We start from the raw sequence: 18,023 nt of genomic DNA, 5'->3' as shown, positions 1-18,023 counted from the left end.
GGGCTGGGAAGGAGCCGCCCAACACATCAGTCGTCCGCAGCGGATTGCCTGGAAGTCGATGTGCGCAACCCGGGAGGGCTCGGCGAAGGGCGAGCGATGGTGCAAGCGCGCGATCTGGGGCAACACGCTGCCTGCGGTCAAACGCGAATGGAAGTCGGTCGATAGTCTCACCTCGGGTGCGTTCGTGGCGATGTGGCGGGACCGCGTCGACACCCTCTATGCCCGCTATCCTGTGCTAACTGCGGCGGCCGAACGCTCGAGATAGAACAGCTGGCGACTGCCCACACGCACACTTCTGGGTCCAGATTCGTTTCGTCGAGGAGCTGTGTCGGCAATCTAGTTTCCGGCGCCGCGTAGGTTTGCGTTCCGATTGGAGACTGGGTGGTTGTTCGGCTCCGGCGGCCGGATTGACCCAACACCTCGATCAGTGCCGCTCGGCGGTCCGGACTCCTAGAGTATTCACAGGCAATCACGTCGGCTGATGGCCCATCAGCGAAGTGGCTAGCCTTCGCTTTGAGGTCAGCTTGATGGGTCGGAGCGGACTAGATTTGCTCACGCTGAGCTTTTCGGATTTTGACCCAGACCGGACCACCCGTTCGCCGCGCAGGCATTGGGCTTAGGCTCGACCGGTCCTCGCGCTAGTTTGAAGGACCTCGTGTTGCCAGACAGAGCGGTCGTCCCCATCGTATATTGATCAGAAACCGCCAGCCACGAAAAGACCAGACTACTGGCGATTGCCGCGCTTGCGCCGCCTGCTTGGGCGGAAGGGCGCAGGTCGAACGCGTGCCAGGGCGAGCCCCTGGTACGGTATGTCAATCATCCCTCGACCATGGCCGATGAGTGCCGGTCATGCCAGTCCCGTGGATTATCGAAGAGCTGATCTATGGCCAAAAGCATTCTTGTCATCGTTGCTATTCTCGCAATTTCTACTTCTGGCGCTTTGGCCGCACAGAGGACCCATCATGGCCGCGCGTCGCCTGCGCCGTCGTCGAGCGAGGGGTCAAGGGGGCTGAGCCCATATGCTGTGGGCCCAGGTAATTCCAACGACCGCGACCTGTACATCAAGAACCTGCGCGACTCCGGGTATAATCCGGAGAACAACTTCAACAGGTTCGGGAACGTGCAGGCAGCACCTTATGGGGGCGGCTAAACCTCGAATCCTCTTAACCCGGTATCGGCGCGGCTGCCGTCGCTAGGCCCGCCAAAACGGCTTTTCGAGTTGGTGCGCGATGTCGCTCCGGGAGACGCCGATATCGTGCAGGTCAGGCTCGGTCCAGCGTGCGAGCTCCCGGCGATCGCGATAACGCTGCCGCCAGAGATGAAGGGTCGCGCCAACGCTGGCCCAAACCTCGTAGAGGTTGACGAGAGCCTTGATATCAGCGGAGATCAGGCGTGTTGAAGCAAACTTCACAGCTTTATCTCCCCCTATAAGTTCGGGAGGACTGTATCGCTGTGCTACTGACAGCATACTGTCAGCAGCAGGTAGCATCTCTGGCCCGAGGAACGGAGATGCCCCGGCTTCGGCTGGCAATCACTTTGTTCTTGGGAAGTCCGATGATGGCCCATCAGCGAAGTGACGACACCTTTCATTGAGGTCCGCTTGGTGGGGTAGAGCGGACTGACTTTGCTCACTCTGAGTTCTTCGCATTTTGACCCGAAGGCGACATCCGAGGAGGTCGCCAGACAATAGCCTTGCTGAGATCACCCTCCTTGACATTTCAGCTTGTCGACGCTGACGCTGCATTGCTCGGCGATCGTCTTGCAGCCTTCGCAGCGTTGGAAAGGTATCACTATGAGGAAGACGTTGTTGGCTCTCGCTGCCGTCGCGACCTTGGCCGTTTCAGCAGCCTCGCCCGCTTATGCTGGTCCGCGCTATGATTACGGCCCCGGCGGCAATCCGTATCCGCGCACTTATCCCGGACCCGGCGGCTATCCGTACTGGTCGGGCTATGTCGATGCCCCGGTTGGAGAGCCGATCCCGCCCTGCCACTGGATAACCCAGCGCTTCTGGGACGGGCATGGCTGGCGCGAACGCCGCGTGCGCATCTGCGGCTGATCAGGTCGCGGCTGTTTCGATTGTCTGTTTTTGGCCCGTGGCTGACCTCTGCTCAGAGGGCTGCAATGTCTGCTTTCAGGAGATAAGCGAACCAGGTCAAGCAGGCTGTCGAAGTCAGCCTGTGACCCAAAGCGGGGCCTTGGTTCGGCGTACCTTATCGTTGGGACGTGCGGTGAGGTCCCTAGCATATCGGTCGAGAGGCAGTTGTTCGGTCAAGTTGGAAGCATTCTTTTCCGGGACATTCGCCAGTGATTTTGGCAAAGATTATCCCTTGCGAAGGCCTCGGGATCATCGACCAGCCGTGGACCATAACCCTGACGACGACCGACAAGTCGCAGACGAACGTCGCAGCCTGTTGGGGCTCGCGGCGATGGCGCTCATCATAGGAGCGGCGACTGGATGCGTTGGGGCGATCTTCCGGCTTTTGCTCGCGCATGCCGATCGTCTGCGCGATACGATGATCGTCTGGGCCCATGGCCACGCAATCTGGGGGTTCTTGACTGTCGTCGGCGCGTGCGCTGTCGCGACCCTGGTTGCCGCGTGGATGGTGCGGCAATTCTCACCACACGCTTCGGGCAGCGGCATTCCGCATGTCGAAGCTGTTCTGCGCGAAGAGATCCCACCGGCTCCGTTTGGCCTGGTGCCAGTGAAGTTCTTCGGCGGAATACTGGCGATCGGCTCCGGGCTGGCGCTGGGCCGCGAGGGGCCGACCGTCCAGATGGGCGCCGGTATCGCGGCTTTCGCTGCGCGCGTCTGCCGGCTCTGTTGGGCGGACTCGCGAGTGCTTCTGGCGGCCGGCGCCGGCGCCGGCCTTGCAACGGCCTTCAATGCGCCGATTGCCGGGCTCGTGTTCGTTCTGGAGGAACTGGTGCAGAAGTTCGAACACCGTGTTGCCGTCGCCGCCCTTGCAGCGCTGGCGACGGCGATCCCGGTCGCAAGGCTGCTTCTCGGCGACGCGCCCGACTTCCAGGTCGCGCCGCTGAGCTATCCCAGCGCGGAGTCCGCCCCGCTCTTCCTTGCTCTCGGTGGTATCGCGGGCCTGTTGGCCGTCGCATACAATCGTACCCTGCTCGCGACCATCGCGTTTCGCGACCGATTTGGAGGGCTGCCGATCGAGTTCCGCGCCGGATTGATTGGCGCAAGCGTCGGCATGTTGGCTTGGTTCGCGCCCGAACTGGTCGGTGGCGGAGATCAGATCACGCAGCGGGCGCTGACCGGCCACGAGCGTGTGGGGATCCTGGGGGGCGCATTCCTGATCCGATTCGGACTCGGCGCTCTCTCATACGCGGCCGGCACGCCCGGCGGGCTGTTCGCACCCTTGCTCGTGCTGGGAGCCCAGTCTGGGCTGCTGTTCGGGATGGCTTGCCGTCTTGCATTCCCGGCGCTCTCTATCCAGCCGGAAGCATTTGCATTGGTGGGCATGGCCGCTCTCTTCACCGGCGTTGTGCGCGCGCCGGTGACCGGCATCGTTCTCGTCGCTGAAATGACCGGTAACGTGACGATGCTACTGCCGATGCTGGGAGCTTGCTTCATGGCGATGCTGCTGCCCATGCTGCTGGGTAATGCGCCGATTTACGATTCCCTGCGTGAGCATACGCTGCGCTTGGAGCGGCAAATCAGACAGAGATGAGATCGGTGTCACCCACCCCAACGACGCCGATGCGTTGCAACATTTTGGGCGTTCGACTTCCCCATCGGAAATTCTGTTCTTGAGCAGCGTTTCATTTCCGCTTGTGGGCCCCTGGCGGACGCTTTGTGGTCTTTTCTCAGATGTCGGCTTGTGGACCCAACGCGGACGTAACCGCTGTGCGCTGGCGGGAACCAAGACCTCCCTCAATGCGACGAAACAAAACCTGCCGGGATGAAACCATTTTCCGGCGTTCACGAAGCCATGGTGAAACCACCGGCCATTAGAAGGCGACCACAGGAAGCGATGGGCCGAGGGGGCGCTGTGTAAGGAACGACAATCGCCATGGGGCGAGGAGCGAAGCCATGTCACAGATTCGCAAAGCTCTTCTAGGCGCTGTCGCGACCGCGTTGACGCTCGGTGCAGTGCAGTACGCTTCAGGTCACGACCTCGTAAACCGCTGGCAGGCGGTCTCCGAACAGTCAAGCCACATCGTCAATCGCGCCGGCAAGGCAGATAATCTTACCGACCGCAAGCCTTTCGCGGTTCCGACGAAAACGGTTTCGCTGCGCTTGAACGATCTCGCGGATACCTCGGTCTTGCTGCGTATTCCGTCTGCGCAGGCCCGCCCCACCAAGCCGCCGACGCTGCTGCGGAATCAGAGCCGTAAGCCGACACTTGCCTGCGAGCCTGTGGTCAGCGCGCTCACGGAAGTCGCAAGGCTTCTGCAGCCCGGCCGTTGCGTGACCTGATCGGCTCAATCCCCACCGTTCATACGCCGACCGGAACGCAAACGGCCGCGCGTTGCCTTCATGCGCCAACGGCTGCTCGAGGCAGCCGCCGATTGGTAGAGAGGGCGAGGCCTCTATCGGAGGTACGACTACTTTAGCGGTTCGTCTCAGCCCGCGCCGGCCAGTGCCGCGGCATCGGCGCCGACCCGAGGGCGTGCCAGAAAATAGAATGCGGTGACGTGCGTGATCATCAGCAGCGGCACGTAGATGATCGGGATCGCGTAGGTTGAGCCAAGCCACTCCGCATGCGCGGGAAGGCCGACCTGGATGGCGTCATAGTAGTCGACGACGAGGTCGACCGTGCCCGCGAGATTGAAGGCGACGACGAACAGCCAGAAGAGCGTGCGTATCCTCACCGTGAGAAGCGCCAGCATGGCCAGCACCCCGGTCACGAAGTCGCCCCAGGCGGCGAACGTGGCGAAGCCAGCCGGCAGGTCCGGGCTCACGATGCCGGGAAGGATGAAGACGAGCCCGAAGAAGCGGAAGCTGTGCAGAGTGGCGATGGCACGGTGCGCGTCGCGCCCGTCCATCGACCTGAGCCAGGGCCAGACATACGTGCCGAAGCAAAGCAGCCACGCGACATAACCGAGGACAAGATGTATCTGGAAGAGTGTTTCTGTCGTCATCTTGGCCTCCAATCAGATCGCGATTAACGCATAGAGCAACCAGGTCCATACTGCCGTGAATGGGACGGGCCAAAGCAGGCTATGCGGGGCCCGAAGCGGCGGGACGATCGCAGCGGGAGCAGCATCGGTGGTCATCGGCCGTCCTCCATCAGGGTCTCGCCCTTATTGCCGGCGCTCGGGATTGGCCATGAGCAGGCGGAGCGGCAAAAGCGGACCTATTGCGATGTACTCGTGGTCCATCAGGTCTTGCTTGGCCAACGGGAGATCCTCCATGATCGCCTGCGCCCCGGCGACATCCCTGGCATCGACGAGGAAGACCGCTCCGCGCCCATCGCCACGCGAATACCACTCGCGAATTTTCCCATTGAGATAGAGCTGCACCGTCTGCTGGATTTCAGCGGGCATGACGGCCATGACCTGCTCGCGCGTGACACCCGCCTTCACGGTCAGGATGACCATCACCCCGGTGGTTGTGGGCGACATGGCCTGCGAGATGGCCTGTGTTTGGGCAACGGATGGATCAGTCATGGAAGTCGCTCCCATCAGGGTTAGGGTGAGGATGACGACAAATTTACGGATGACTTTCATCGGTCTCGTTTTCCGGAGCACGGCGGTCCCCTTTGTTCTCTGAGATCGCGCTGACGTCGCAGATGTCCGCCATCAGCGATGCTTCCGATCTGCGAGCGAGACATACGATCGATTGGCGCGAGCGACTATTCGGGATAATGTTGATGGGCTATGAAGCAGAACTTCACAGTCAGACAAGGCGCGCTCGATGGGGTGGAAGCGTTCCTGCGCGTCGCCCAGTACCGCAGTTTCCGCCGGGCAGCCGCGGAGCTCGGGGTCACGCCATCGGCCATCAGCCAGGCGGTCCGCGCGCTCGAGGCGCGTGTCGGCGCAGCTCTGTTCATACGCACGACACGCAGTGTCGGCCTGACCGAGGCCGGCGCGCGGTTCCTCTCGCGCGCAAAGCCAGCTTTCGAGGAGCTCGTCGCCGCAAGCGAGGTTGCGCGCGATCTTGGGCAGCGGCCGACTGGACTGTTACGCCTCACCGTGCCGCGCGCGGTGGTACCGATCCTGCTGGAGCCGCTGATCGCATCCTTCTGCCAGGCCTATCCCGAGGTCGAGGTGGAGATCGCCGCCGGCGAGGAATTGGTCGACCTCGCGGCCAAGGGGTTTGATGCCGGCGTCCGGATGGGCCAGTTCATCGCCGCCGACATGGTCGCGGTCCGGCTGACGCCCCCTTTCCCGTTCGTGGTCGTCGGCAGCCCCGACTATCTAAGCCGGCACGGGCGGCCCGAGCGTATCGACGACCTGCGTCGGCACGCTTGCTTGCGCATTCGCCGCAGCAACGGATCGATCGCACCCTGGTCTCTTGTCGATGGCAACAAGACAGTCGAAGCGATCGTCTCGGGGCCGCTGATTGCCCACGACTTTCCCACGATGCTCGGCGCCGCCGTGGAAGGCATGGGACTTGCGCAAGTGCCCGCACCGATCGCCACCAGCCTGGTGAAGACGGGAAAGCTCGTACAGGTCCTGAAGTCTTTCGCGCCAATGGCGCCGGGCGTATTTCTCTACTATCCGAGCCGTCATCAAACGATGCCGAAACTGAGAGCCTTCATCGATCACGTGAAGGGCCGTCAGGTTGCTGCCGGCAAAACGCGCGTTCACGTTGATGACAAGCGAACGCGCGGGACGAAAATGCGCTGATATCGAAAGCACGGATGGCGCCGGGAGGATGAGTGCGTAGGATGGGTAGAGCGAAGCGAAACCCATCGGGTTCGACGCGCGGTATTGATGGGTTTCGCTTCGCTCTACCCATCCTACATCATGAAGCTCACGCCCTCTTCCCGCTCCGTTTGGTCATCGGCGCGTGACGACGCTCCCGTTTGCCGCGCGCGATCTCCGTCGCCAGCGCGTCCAGCTTCGGCTGCCAGAAATTGCGGAACTGACCGATCCACGCATCCACCGACCGAAGCCCCGCACCGTCGACCGAATAGAGCCGTCTTTGCGCCTCCGCCCGAACCGTCGCAAAGCCGCTCTCGCGCAGCACCTTGAGATGCTGCGACACCGCCGCCTGCGTGATCCCGAACTCGGCCCCGATCGCTTCAACGACTTCACCGGACGCCATCTCCCCCGGGGCGAGCAGCTCGAGGATGCGACGGCGCACGGGATCGGCGAGGACCTCGAAGACGTGCATCAGCTTCCTGTGCCCGGATGTGCGACGTCAGGCGGCATCTCGCCGCGATAGAAGGCGATGGTGCGGTCGGAGCGCTGCTTTGCCGTATCAGGATCGACCCCGCTTGCGACATGCGCCGCGCACCAATATTCACCGCTTGTCGTCATGAATTCCTTGCCGGCAGGAGAGCCCATCCAAGCCTCGGCCGTCTCGTGGTCGACCGATGCGCCGGTCGCAACATATCGCTCCAATCCCGCGATGGCGAGATCCCAACCGATACCCACCGCACCAGGACCGAACTGATTCCAATGGTCCTCGATAATTGCGGTGTGCTCCAGCGTCAGACGCGCCTGCTCTCGTTCTGCTGCCAGCTTGACGTCAATCCAGCTCATCCCGCCGCCGAATTCCCACGTCGCTGCAAAATGCGTCGGCGGCGTACATGCCGTGATGGTGCCGCCCGCGTTCCCCTTCAGCTGGTACCTTCCGCCCAGCTGGAGGTCTCCCTCGACGGGCAGGAACCAGCGCGGAATGCGTTGCCGGCTGGTCACTGCGTCCCAGAGATCGTCGACACTGGTCTCGTAAAGCCGCGTCAGCGTCACCGTGCTGGCTGCTTTTCCATCCTTCTCGAAATTCTTCACCGAACGCGTGACAAGCCCCAAGACCCTGGCGACGTCGATTTCCATTGCATCCCTCCGTATCGTTTCGCGCAATGGCGAGTATCGGCCTTCACTAATATAAGTCAACTCTTATATTAGTGAAGCCGTGCCGCTGTGTGGAGCGCAGGCAGTTGCGCGACGCGGTCAGTGTGCCCCGGATTGCGCTGCGCTCCATCCGGGCTACAAAGAGGCCCGGTCGCACGCCCTACCCGCCGGCCATCAGCTGCTTCGCCAGCGCCATATAGGCCGGCAGTGTCACGGGGTCGTTGGCGGCGTTGCCCGCTACGGGGTGCGATGCGTAGCGCGCGATCACCATCTCGGCCTTGGGATCGACGTAGATGCCCTGGCCGTGAACGCCGCGCGCCATATAGGCGCCGTGGGCGTTGTGCGTGACCCACCATTGATTGCGATAGGACGCGCCGGGCAGCGTCGTGTAGCCGGCCGGCTTGAACTTCTCGGGATCGCCGCCGCGCGCGATGTCCTCGACCACCTGTGACGGCACGATCTGGCGGCCGTTGAAGCGGCCGTGGTTGCGCATGGTCTCGCCGAAGCGGGCGAGATCCCGCAACGTGGTCGAGAGGCCGCCACCGCCGCTCTCGGTGCCGATGCGATCGACGTGATAATGCGCGTCCTCCTCCGCGCCCATCGGCGTCCAGATGCACTCGGAGAGAAGGTCTGACAATGTCATGCCGCTGGCGCGCCGGCAGATCCAGGCCAGCACGTCGGTGTTGACGGTCTTGTAGGCAAAGGCCTTGCCGTGCTCGCCCTGCTTCTTCTGCGCGACGAGGAAATCGAAGATATTGGTCGCACCGTCATAGTCAGGCGGAATCGGCGCCATGCCGTTGGCACGCCGCAGGCCCCACACGTGGGAGTTCTTGTCGGTGTAGACTTCGGTGTATTCGAGGCCCGTGGTCATATCCATGACCTCGTGTACGCGCGCATCGCCGAACGCGCTGGCCCTCAGCTCCGGCACATAATCCGTGACCTGTGCCTGCGGATCGATCTTGCCCTCGGTGACCAGAATGCCGGCCAGCACGCCGGTGAAGGATTTCGTCACCGACATCGCGATATGCGGCTTGTGCGGCTTCAGCGCGCCGAAATAGCGCTCATAGATCAGCTTGCCCCGATGCAGCACCGCGATGCCGTCGGTATAAGTCTCCTCCAGCATCTTCGCGAACGTCATGGGGCGGCCGTCCATGGTGATCGAGGCAACCGCGCCAATGTCGTGGTCTTCCCGCGGCAACACGGACGCAGGCCCCGCCCCGCGCCAGACATTCACCGTCGGCACCAGCTGGCGGACGTTGCTCCAGGCCCAGCGCAATTCGGGGAAATTGCGGAACGAGCCGTTCTGGAAGGTGATGGTGCGGTCGGGAGATGGCGGGAAGCCCTTCATCCAGCCGAGAGCTTCGGGGTCGGTCTCGGCGGCGGTCGCGGGCGGATTGGCAACGACGGTAGACATGAACACTGGCTCCGGACAGGCGGGGCCGATGTCGTAGCATCAGATGAAACGGCGGACATCCAGCGTTTGTGCTGGGCACCTGCGCGCAGATCAGGACCGCGGCAAGTCTCTAATAGGGTCGAGCACGGATACGCCCAGAGGCGCAAAGTGCCTGGCGTTGCGCGACAGGATCGTCAGTCCGTGCTGGCGGGCGGTGGCGGCAATGATGATATCGGCAAGTCCAGGCGCATGCCCTCGCCCGCGTGCCCTGTCTGAAAGTTGCCCCGCGATCCGCGCCGTCGGCGTATCGAACCCCAAAACGCGATCCCCGTAGAGATGCAGCACGGCCTCCAACCATTGAGCAAGGTCTCTGCCCCTGCGCGTGGCCTTTTCACGTCGCAGCTTGGCTATCCCGTCCTCGACCTCCGCAATCGTCACGACGGACAGAAACAAGGAAGCAGATTGCCTATCCATCCATTCAACCAGCGCCGGAGGCGCCGGTCGGTTCGGCGAGGCCGCCGACAGCACATTGGTGTCGACGAGATACATGGTGTCAGAGGCCGGCCTTGCGTAGTTTGGCTCGATTGCGCGACGGCAGATCCTCCGCTTGCGCAGGGGTCGCCATCAGCAGGCGCCCGAAGCTCGGAACCTGCGACAGTCGCCGCCACTCCTGATAGCTCAACACAACCGCCTGCTTCTTCCCATGCCGCGTAATCACTGCTGGCTTGCCGCCTACAGCTTCATCAACGACCGCCGAGAGATTGGCTTTGGCATCACGAAGCTGAATTTCGCGCATGGGTCCACCTATATGACTACTGTAGTCATAATAGGAAACAAGCCAAATTTCAAGACAGCTTGACCGTAGTCGCCTTGGAGCGCCTTCCAGCCCGGCGTTTGCTTCCTTGCTTGCATGGACCGCCCCCGATGGTACGAAGATAATAGATAGCCAGCCCTAATGTCGTCGCAGGCGTCAAACGTGACGAAATAGACGCATAGTTTGACTGGGGCCGGTGCAGGCCTCTCCTACCTTCCGACCAGGCCTTGTAGTCCTCCGAGTCCAGCACCTGTTCCAAATCGGGTAAAATCACCTCCTCAACTCTGAACGCTTCCATCGCATCCAGTATTTTGGCGTCTTCTCTTCTGGACCAGTTCTGAGCCCGCGCCCACTCGTAGAATATTTCAGGAAGGTTTGTATTCGGCATGCGATCGTGACATTCGCGGCACAACAAAAACAGGTTTGAGACGTCGTCGCGACCTCCAAGTGAGCGCCCCACGACGTGACAGCGCTGAAGAGGGATACGGTTCCAGCATCGCAGAATTTCGTCCCAGCCAGCGTCGGGACGTTTCACGTCGTATTTGAACCGTAATGAAATCTGCAGGCCCAACAACAAGGCGCACTCCAATCAATCCATCGCACCAATCCTGCAATGCGATCCTTCCAAAACTCGAATATCTGGGCCCTTGACGGAAGTTGGTCGTCGTATCGCAATCTTCCCATGACAATCCTCCGCCAGGCGCCGAACGACTCGGTCGATTTGGCTCGAAATCATACTGACGGCGACGGCGCGCAGGCTTACGGTTTGGACGCAGCTGCGGCCGTCGCTGATGGCGCCAATCTTCACTCAACCTTTGCGAACCGAGCTACCGCTTTCGCCCCGTGCGCCCCTTCGCCTTCGCCGCGCGTTTGCGCCCTGGCGCGGCCGCTCGCCCCGGTCCGCGTGGCGTACGGCCGCCGGTCTCCGCGGACAGTTCGGGACGCAATCTCGCGAGCTTGGCGCGGTCCGGCAGCATGTCGGCAAAACCGTCGATCGCGCGCGGCGCGGTCGTATCGTCGCCGGCCGCAGCCGTTGCGGCGCGCGCGCCTGACGGCACTGCGGTCTGGCTGAGCGCCTGCAACCGCCGGCACGCTTCGCCGAGGTGATAGGCATCGCCGCCGAGCGCCACCCATTTGCCGACCTCGGGATGCAGCACGAGATTGGCCGAATGGTTGTCGCTCGCGCTGGTCGGATAGTCGACGAACACGTCGATCCCCGACTGCACGCCCACCATCACGCCCTGCGCCGACCACGACACCGCGACGTCGACGCGATAGCGGCCCGGCTTCTCGAAGGCGAAGCCCGCCGTGCTCCAGAACACCTTGGCTGACGCCGTGACGCTCTTGCCGGGCTCAAGCTCGCCCAGCTTCGCGTGCTCGCACAGGATCACGAAGGGCCTGACCGGACGTTCGTGCCCCTCGCCGTCGGTGACGGTGATCGATGCGAACAGGGCCTCGGTGCTGACGTCGTTCGGCGCGCGCAGCGACACGCCGCTGGTGTTCGTCATCGTCCAGGTCAGATCCAGCGGCTGGCCGAGCGCGACGCGGTCGGTCGTAGCGGTCACCGTCAGCGCCAGCTCGGAAGGTTCGAAGTCGTGCCGGTCGGCGGCTTGCGGCGCACCGGTCGGGAACCAGCTTGCGAACGGCCATCCGCCTGGACGAATGACCGGATCCGGCATGTGGTTGAGGTGATGGCGGACGTTGGTGTTGTGCGCGAGCGCGATCTGGTCCGGGAACACGCCGGGTGCGCCGGTGGCGGGACCGCCGAGCACGTCCGCCACGCTCGGCGTCGTGGTCATGATCGAGTTGTCGGCCGCCGTCTCCTGCTCCTGGTGGATCTGGTTCAGCGTATGCGTCAGTTCGTGGGTCGCGCTGCGCAGGAACGCGCGCGGCACGTCGCGCTGCTTCTTGTTGGCGGCGAGACCGAAGTTCGAGGAGTCCGAGACGGGATAGCCGTCATCGGAGAAGCTGGCGCAGCCTTCGCGGGGTACGCCGATCTGGTCGTACATGATGCCGCGCGAGCAGCCGAGTTTTGCGGGCACCACGATCATGTGCACGCGCCATTCGGTGTCCAGATTCGTCGCGGGATTGCGCACGGTCGTCATCAGTGCGTGCAGATCCGCCGAGCTCCAGCAATTGGTCGCCACCACGCCTGATGGCACCGGGACGTTGAGCTGGTCCTGCACCACCGACAGCTGCCAGCCGGTCTTCGCAAAGACCGTGTCGAAGAACTCGGTGCCACCGGCACCGTCAGGCACCGGCGCGGGCCGGACGGCTCCGACCAGCGTGTCGATCTCGAGCGTCGCGCGGCGGAAGAATTTCGACACCCAGGCGAGCGTGATGCTGCCCTTATCCACGCCGCCCTCGAACAGCCGGCCCTGGTAGAACGGACCGCCGGTCAGGGAGAACGGAAACGGCGCCGGCACCTTTGAAAGCTTCATCGTCACGGTGCGCGACGGCGAAGCCGGGAACGTGCCCTTGAACTGGCCGGCCGGCGGTTGCGTGTAATTGAACTGCTCGGCGACAATCGTCAGCTCGCACTTCTTCGGCAACGGGACCGCGACCGGCGCGGACACGCTGGTCACCCTGAGATAGGAATGATAGCGCGCGCGGGGGAAGATGGGGATCCGCGGCCGGCGGATCGGAAACGGAATCAGGGGTTCATCGAGCGCACTCAGCGAACCGGCCAGGCTCGTCAGTCCCGAGTCCGCCGCTGCTTCGTCTCCATCCGCATCGCCCACCGGCACCACCGGCCCCACCGGCGGGATCGGACCGATCACCGGCCGGCGCGAGTAGAGATCGCCGCTGACGATCAAATGGTCGGCGCCGCCGTCGGGCGCCGAGCGATCGACGCGCAGCGTACCTTCGAAGGTCACGAAGCCCGCGGTCGGCCTGAAGTTGATCTGGTAGCAGCCTTCGCGGAAGTCGAGCCTGCACAGCCTGAACGGCGGAAGCGGCTGCAGATCGGTTGAGGCCGGCTGATCGCCGGACTCCTCGTCGCTGAAGCTGATCTGGCGCGACAGGGGAACTTGCGGCTTCATCGCGGGCTCGACCGATGCCGCGGTCATCTTGGAAAGGCTGCCACTCGATTCATGCTCTGAGCAATTGCACATGTCGTCTTCTCCTCGTTGAAAAATGGAGGCGATCGACGTGAGCATCGGGCTCGTTCGCGGGTACAGCCGCGTTATTTCGGTCAGCTGTGGCGTGCGCAGTCCTACGCGCGCCGATAGGTCACGACACAGCCCTCTGAATCCGTAAACTCAAATCGGTCGGCCTTGAGTGAAATGCGATAGGTCACGAGTTCATCAGTCGCCGTCCCGACGACGAGTGTGTTGGAATCTTCGAGACGGTAGATTCCCGCGTCCCACCACACCATGCCCTGCCCTGGTCCGCGCATGCCGCGGTAGGTGCCGGTCGAGAATGTGAGTGTGGCGGGATATTTGTCCGCACACGCAGCCGACGTGGATTTGGTCCACGTACCAACCATGCTCTGTTCGTGTTTGTCAGCCATAGTGTCTCCATAGCTCTCATCGGCCGAGCGGCCGATTGGAGGCTATTTCAACATGCCGTTCTGGCGTGTGCAGCTCATTTGAGGCTGATGTGATGGCGGGTGTGTCAAATCGACTAAATTCACCACGTTCAATCACAACAGGTACTCTATCGCAGCATTGACGCAAGCGTGCGTGTGAGATGCTTCACACCGAAGGTGCGACAATTGAGCACCGGCGATGAGAGCGAGATGAAAGCGCGGCGGAGCGACTGACGCACGTTCAATCGGAGACGTTCACTTCCGAACCGTGCGGTTGACCTTGGTGTCCATCAAGGCGTTGAGCGGTCCGGTAGCGGCCGGGCGACATGCCATGATGTCGATGAAAGAGTTTTGAAAACGCCGCCGCTGTCTCGTACCCGACCTGGCTCGCGATCCGTGCGATGGGCTCGTCGCTGGTCTCGAGCAGGAACGCCGCTTCCGCCATCCGGCGTTCGATCACATAACGATGCATCGACTGGCCGACGAGCTTGGTGAAGCGGGCCGAGAATACCGAGCGGCCGAGCCCCACGCGATGGCCGAGGTCGCTCAGGGTCCAGGGCCGCTCCGGGTTTTCGTGGATCAATTTGAGCGCCGGTCCGATATGCGGGTCCGATATGGCCCCGAGCCAGCCGCCTTGTCCGGGACTGAGAGACGCGATCCAGCTTCGGAGCACCTCGACAAACAGCACTTCCGTCAGGCGCGAGAGCGCGACGCGCTGGCCGGGACGCTCCAGCGCGGACTCACTCACCATGCGCCGCAGGATCGCTTCGAGCCAGCCACCGTCCGCCGTCGGCTTCAGCAGAAGCACGGGCGGAAGTAATTCCAGCACGCTGCCGAACATGGGCCGCGACACGGTGAAATTGCCGCAGATCATGGTCGAGAGCGGCTTGGCACGGCCGCCGTGACGAACGACGCCATGACGTGCCGACGATCGATCGAGGTCCACGATCTGCAAAGGCTTGGCCCGGCGATCCGAATAAAACACATGGGGCTCGCCGCGTGTGATGACGACGAAATCGCCCTCGGTCATCTGGATTTCCTGTCCGAGTTCGAGCGCGAGGGTCGCGGAGCCCCGACTGAGATAGTGAAACAGCGCGTAGGGGCGCGCCGGCAGCGCCAGATTCCAGGGATGGCCGAGCTCGAAGTGGAACAGCAGCGTCCCGCCGAGACGAACACGATCGAGCACCTGGGCGAGGATGTCCATGCCGCCGAAGTTAGTCCGGTGGACGGTCGGACACAACATCCGGACGATTGATCCCTACCGTCCGAAAGCCCGCGAACTAGTTCATGTCGCGGCGGGCCGACGTCATGTGCGGCAACCATTTCGCCAACGGCGGATGGAAGAAACCGCGACCTTGCAGGAAACGCCTGTCCATTCCCCCGGACCTTATTCCGTCCGACATATCAACAGGAACAATCAATGCTAAATATCCTTCTCTCAGCCGCCACCGTACTCCTGGCCGGAACGGCATGGGTCGGCCCCGCCCATTCCGCTGAGCTGCCCAAGGGAGCAGCCCACAACATCGTGCTCGTGCACGGCGCTTTCGTGGACCAGACAAGCTGGCAGCCCGTTGCCGATATTCTCTCGAAGAAGGGCTACAACGTCACGCTCGTGGAAAATCCGCTCACTTCGCTCGCCGCTGACGTCGATGCCACCAAGCAGGCGCTCGCGAAACAGGACGGCAGGACCGTTCTGGTCGGCCATTCATGGGGCGGCGTGGTGATCACGCAAGCCGGCAACGATCCCAAGGTCTCGGCGCTGGTCTATGTCTCCGCCTTCGCGCCGGAGGTCGGTCAATCCCTGGCGTCGCTGTCCAAAGCCGGCCCACCGACCGAAGGCGGCAACGCGATCCATCCCGACGCGAAGGGCAATCTGTATATCGATCCCAAGGTGTTTCCGTCAGCCGTCGCGGCTGACCTCCCTCCTGAGATCGCCGAGCATCTGGCCAACTCGCAGCTTCCGCTGAGCCTCGCTGCGTTCGAGGCGCCTGTCAGCATTGCGGCCTGGCGCGACAAGCTGACGTTCTACGTCATCACCACGAAGGACAAAGTCATCGCGCCCGAGGTCCAGAAGTTGTTCGCAGCCAGGATGAAGGCTCAGGCGACGGAAGTCGCCGGCAGCCATGCCTCGCTCGTGGTCCATGCGAAGGAAGTCGCCGAGGTCATCGAAAAGGCCGCGCTCGCGAAGTGACGAACCTGCTCCCGGCACGTCGGTGTCGGGAGCGCACACGCTCGATCATTTCATGCCAAGCATCCGGAGTACGACATGACTCAACTCGACATCGCGAGCCAGGACGCCGCGACACTCGAAACGGCGCCAACCCGTTACATCGAAGGCCACGGAATCCGCTTCGCCTATCGCCGTCTCGGCCCCGCGACTGGAACTCCGCTGGTTCTTCTGCAGCACTTCTCGGGAAACATCGACGGATGGGATCCCGCCGTCGTCAACGCTCTGGCCGCTGATCGCCCCGTGATCGCCTTTGACAACGCAGGGGTCGGCCGGTCGACCGGTCAAACGCCCGACAACGTGGCGACGATGGCTCGAGACGCCGTGGATTTCATCGACTTGCTCGGCCTCTCCGAAGTGGACCTGCTTGGCTTCTCCCTCGGCGGCTGCGTCGCTCAGCAGATCGCCGCCGAGCATGGACAGCTGGTCCGCAAGCTCATACTCGTCGGTACCGCGCCGAAAGGCGGAGAGGAACACCTGTTGGCGGTTCTGCAGGAAGCGTTTTCCCAAACCGATGCGCCGGACCCTCGCCTGCCGCTGTTCTTCACGAATTCATCCGCCAGCCGGTCTTCCGGCTTGGCCTTCTTGAAGAGGACAAAAGTGCGCAAGGATGATCGGGACACCGATAACGGCAGCGCGGTAACCGATCCGCAGGCCAAGGCGCTGATCACCTGGTGCGCCACACCTGATCCCGGGCACGCCATTCTGCGCGCTATCCGCCAGCCCGTTCTTGTGGTCAGCGGCAGCCACGACACCATGCTGCCTGCGAACAACGCTTACGCAATGTCTAGGGAACTGAGTAACGCTCAGTTGGTCCTCTATCCCGATTCAGGGCACGGCGCGCTGTTTCAGCACCACGACATCTTCGTCAGCCACGTCCGGACTTTCCTGGATGCCCAGCCCGCGGCCGCATGACACAAGGCGCGGTCCGACAGGGTCAAGCGCACTTTATCCATGAGAGTTGTTACAGAGGACAAAATGACAATCGCTAAAATCGAAGTGGAGCGCTTCAGCCTCACGAGCTTAAAACCGTTCGACACTATTGTGGCGGCCCTCAAGTCGGCGGTCGGGCAGCCCAACATGGTCGACTTTTTCAAGGAAACGAGGGCGACAAATTCCTTCCCGGATTTGGAGCGCGTTGTACGAAGCGGCCTCGGCCGAACGGACCTTATGCTCTTCGCGGAATTTGACTTGGGCGACATTCTGCGTCGCGAAGCCGGATCTAAGACGCCTAAAATCATACGGCTTGTGATCGGCAATCCACTCATCATGAAAGAAATGGTCAAGCACGTGCCCGATGCTGGATCCTACGCTCCAGTCACGGTGCTCATTGATGAGCGTTCCGATGGCGTGCATGTCTCTTACGACAAAATGGAGAGTTATTTGCTGCATTATGGCAGCTCGGAAGCCCTCACCGTTGCCCGAAATCTCGATACGAAAATCACAACCTTGCTACGCGAATGTGCAAGCTGAGCGCCCTCGACGTCTTCGGCCGATGGAAGTGGGTACCTCATACCAGTCGCGGAACGAGCTTTGAATCACAAACAGCCGTCGCGACCAAGCATTGCGCTTGAGGCCCCGAAGTTGTTCGCGGCCAGGATGAAGGCTCAGACGACGGAAGTCGCCGGCAGCCGTGCCTCGCTCGTGGTCCATGCGAACGAGGTCGCCGAGGTCATCGAAAAGGCAGCGCTCGCGAAGTGACGAACCTGCTCCCGGCGCTGTCGGTGTCGGGAGCAGCCTGTGTTTATGCAGAGGACAATTGGGAGGTCGCTTCCGAGATTCTGAAGGGCCGCCTGCACCGGCGTCAACGGCGGGCGATGGAATCGTGTTTGTGAGCCGCTCACACCGAAGGTGCGACAATTGAGCACCGGTGCTCGGAAGAAAATGAAATCGCGGCGACCAAGGAAATCAATGCGGCAGGTGGGTGGATGTGGCGAAGCACCACCCCCAAATGCTCATTGCTTGAAACAAAGAGCTGGCCCCGCAAATTCGGACAGTAGCTTGAGTGGATTTTCTGCCTGACAGCGGCGAGGATTCTTGCTGCGAATCAGGAGCGAAGATGACGAAGAAGAGCCGCCGG

Annotated in this window: 19 protein-coding genes and 2 pseudogenes; 9 read left to right on the top strand and 12 right to left on the bottom strand. The window is 62.3% G+C overall.

Annotated elements, in window-relative coordinates; translation table 11 throughout:
* Positions 1-265 (top strand): annotated as a pseudogene (locus QJT78_RS41450) (transglycosylase); the annotation flags it as partial.
* A gap of 927 nt (positions 266-1,192) precedes the next feature.
* On the opposite strand, the gene QJT78_RS41445 reads toward QJT78_RS41450, so the two are convergent.
* Positions 1,193-1,390: a DUF1127 domain-containing protein gene (locus QJT78_RS41445; protein WP_049807955.1), complete on the bottom strand. Its 198-nt coding sequence runs from the start codon at positions 1,388-1,390 to the stop codon at positions 1,193-1,195.
* A 402-nt stretch (positions 1,391-1,792) separates the two neighbouring features.
* On the opposite strand from QJT78_RS41445, the gene QJT78_RS41440 reads away from it, so the two are divergent.
* The 3 genes from QJT78_RS41440 to QJT78_RS41430 all read left to right on the top strand — a co-directional run bounded on the left by QJT78_RS41440 (position 1,793) and on the right by QJT78_RS41430 (position 4,435).
* Entirely contained in the window at positions 1,793-2,056 is a 264-nt protein-coding gene (locus QJT78_RS41440; protein ID WP_028154480.1) for a hypothetical protein, read from the top strand.
* Between the two features lie 301 nt (positions 2,057-2,357).
* On the top strand, positions 2,358-3,686 hold the full coding sequence (gene clcA / locus QJT78_RS41435; protein ID WP_080586777.1) for a H(+)/Cl(-) exchange transporter ClcA: 1,329 nt from the start codon (positions 2,358-2,360) through the stop codon (positions 3,684-3,686).
* A gap of 362 nt (positions 3,687-4,048) precedes the next feature.
* Positions 4,049-4,435 carry a hypothetical protein gene (locus tag QJT78_RS41430; protein WP_038944974.1) on the top strand — a complete coding sequence of 129 codons (387 nt, stop codon included), beginning with the start codon at positions 4,049-4,051 and terminating at the stop codon, positions 4,433-4,435.
* A 146-nt stretch (positions 4,436-4,581) separates the two neighbouring features.
* Here QJT78_RS41430 and QJT78_RS41425 read toward each other — a convergent pair whose 3' ends face one another.
* Positions 4,582-5,100: a hypothetical protein gene (locus QJT78_RS41425; protein ID WP_028150920.1), complete on the bottom strand. Its 519-nt coding sequence runs from the start codon at positions 5,098-5,100 to the stop codon at positions 4,582-4,584.
* 162 nt (positions 5,101-5,262) lie between these two features.
* A complete protein-coding gene (locus QJT78_RS41420; protein ID WP_244433203.1) occupies positions 5,263-5,688 on the bottom strand; it encodes a hypothetical protein in 426 nt (141 codons plus the stop codon).
* A 150-nt stretch (positions 5,689-5,838) separates the two neighbouring features.
* Here QJT78_RS41420 and QJT78_RS41415 point away from each other — a divergent pair, with 150 nt between their 5' ends.
* Entirely contained in the window at positions 5,839-6,810 is a 972-nt protein-coding gene (locus QJT78_RS41415; RefSeq protein ID WP_028150922.1) for a LysR family transcriptional regulator, read from the top strand.
* Between the two features lie 127 nt (positions 6,811-6,937).
* Here the strand turns inward: QJT78_RS41415 and QJT78_RS41410 are convergent, their stop codons facing one another.
* The 9 genes from QJT78_RS41410 to QJT78_RS41370 all read right to left on the bottom strand — a co-directional run bounded on the left by QJT78_RS41410 (position 6,938) and on the right by QJT78_RS41370 (position 14,920).
* The gene (locus QJT78_RS41410) at positions 6,938-7,300 is read right to left on the bottom strand and encodes a metalloregulator ArsR/SmtB family transcription factor (protein ID WP_028150923.1); all 363 of its coding nucleotides are present in this window, start codon (positions 7,298-7,300) and stop codon (positions 6,938-6,940) included.
* Entirely contained in the window at positions 7,300-7,962 is a 663-nt protein-coding gene (locus QJT78_RS41405) for an SRPBCC family protein (protein ID WP_028150924.1), read from the bottom strand. Before QJT78_RS41405 ends, QJT78_RS41410 begins: the two co-directional genes overlap by 1 nt.
* Before the next feature lie 178 nt (positions 7,963-8,140).
* Entirely contained in the window at positions 8,141-9,394 is a 1,254-nt protein-coding gene (locus tag QJT78_RS41400) for a serine hydrolase (RefSeq protein WP_028150925.1), read from the bottom strand.
* A 90-nt stretch (positions 9,395-9,484) separates the two neighbouring features.
* Positions 9,485-9,922: a type II toxin-antitoxin system VapC family toxin gene (locus QJT78_RS41395; protein ID WP_028150926.1), complete on the bottom strand. Its 438-nt coding sequence runs from the start codon at positions 9,920-9,922 to the stop codon at positions 9,485-9,487.
* 4 nt (positions 9,923-9,926) lie between these two features.
* A complete protein-coding gene (locus tag QJT78_RS41390; protein WP_028150927.1) occupies positions 9,927-10,169 on the bottom strand; it encodes a type II toxin-antitoxin system Phd/YefM family antitoxin in 243 nt (80 codons plus the stop codon).
* A 49-nt stretch (positions 10,170-10,218) separates the two neighbouring features.
* Positions 10,219-10,764 (bottom strand): HNH endonuclease, encoded by a 546-nt coding sequence (locus tag QJT78_RS41385; protein WP_157790118.1) that lies wholly within the window; start codon positions 10,762-10,764, stop codon positions 10,219-10,221.
* A gap of 250 nt (positions 10,765-11,014) precedes the next feature.
* Positions 11,015-13,300 carry a hypothetical protein gene (locus QJT78_RS41380; RefSeq protein WP_038944981.1) on the bottom strand — a complete coding sequence of 762 codons (2,286 nt, stop codon included), beginning with the start codon at positions 13,298-13,300 and terminating at the stop codon, positions 11,015-11,017.
* A 101-nt stretch (positions 13,301-13,401) separates the two neighbouring features.
* Positions 13,402-13,698, bottom strand: a complete 297-nt coding sequence (locus QJT78_RS41375; RefSeq protein WP_028150930.1) for a hypothetical protein — start codon at positions 13,696-13,698, stop codon at positions 13,402-13,404.
* A 259-nt stretch (positions 13,699-13,957) separates the two neighbouring features.
* Positions 13,958-14,920 (bottom strand): AraC family transcriptional regulator, encoded by a 963-nt coding sequence (locus tag QJT78_RS41370; protein ID WP_038944982.1) that lies wholly within the window; start codon positions 14,918-14,920, stop codon positions 13,958-13,960.
* A 216-nt stretch (positions 14,921-15,136) separates the two neighbouring features.
* Here QJT78_RS41370 and QJT78_RS41365 point away from each other — a divergent pair, with 216 nt between their 5' ends.
* From QJT78_RS41365 to QJT78_RS41350, 4 genes and pseudogenes are all read left to right on the top strand, one after another.
* On the top strand, positions 15,137-15,907 hold the full coding sequence (locus tag QJT78_RS41365) for an alpha/beta hydrolase (RefSeq protein WP_038944983.1): 771 nt from the start codon (positions 15,137-15,139) through the stop codon (positions 15,905-15,907).
* Positions 15,908-15,982: 75 nt separating this feature from the next.
* Complete coding sequence (locus tag QJT78_RS41360; RefSeq protein ID WP_028150932.1) at positions 15,983-16,858, top strand: alpha/beta hydrolase; 876 nt, start codon at positions 15,983-15,985, stop codon at positions 16,856-16,858.
* Positions 16,859-16,921: 63 nt separating this feature from the next.
* Complete coding sequence (locus QJT78_RS41355; RefSeq protein WP_038944984.1) at positions 16,922-17,416, top strand: DUF302 domain-containing protein; 495 nt, start codon at positions 16,922-16,924, stop codon at positions 17,414-17,416.
* A 90-nt stretch (positions 17,417-17,506) separates the two neighbouring features.
* Positions 17,507-17,644, top strand: a pseudogene (locus QJT78_RS41350) (alpha/beta hydrolase); the annotation flags it as partial.
* Positions 17,645-18,023: the final 379 nt, after the last annotated feature.

Origin of the sequence: Bradyrhizobium sp. Mp27 (assembly GCF_029953005.1) — a bacterium.
Taxonomy (GTDB): Bacteria; Pseudomonadota; Alphaproteobacteria; order Rhizobiales; family Xanthobacteraceae; genus Bradyrhizobium; species Bradyrhizobium barranii.
Note: the sequence above shows the minus strand (reverse complement) of the source record. Positions and strands in the feature narration are given on the sequence as shown.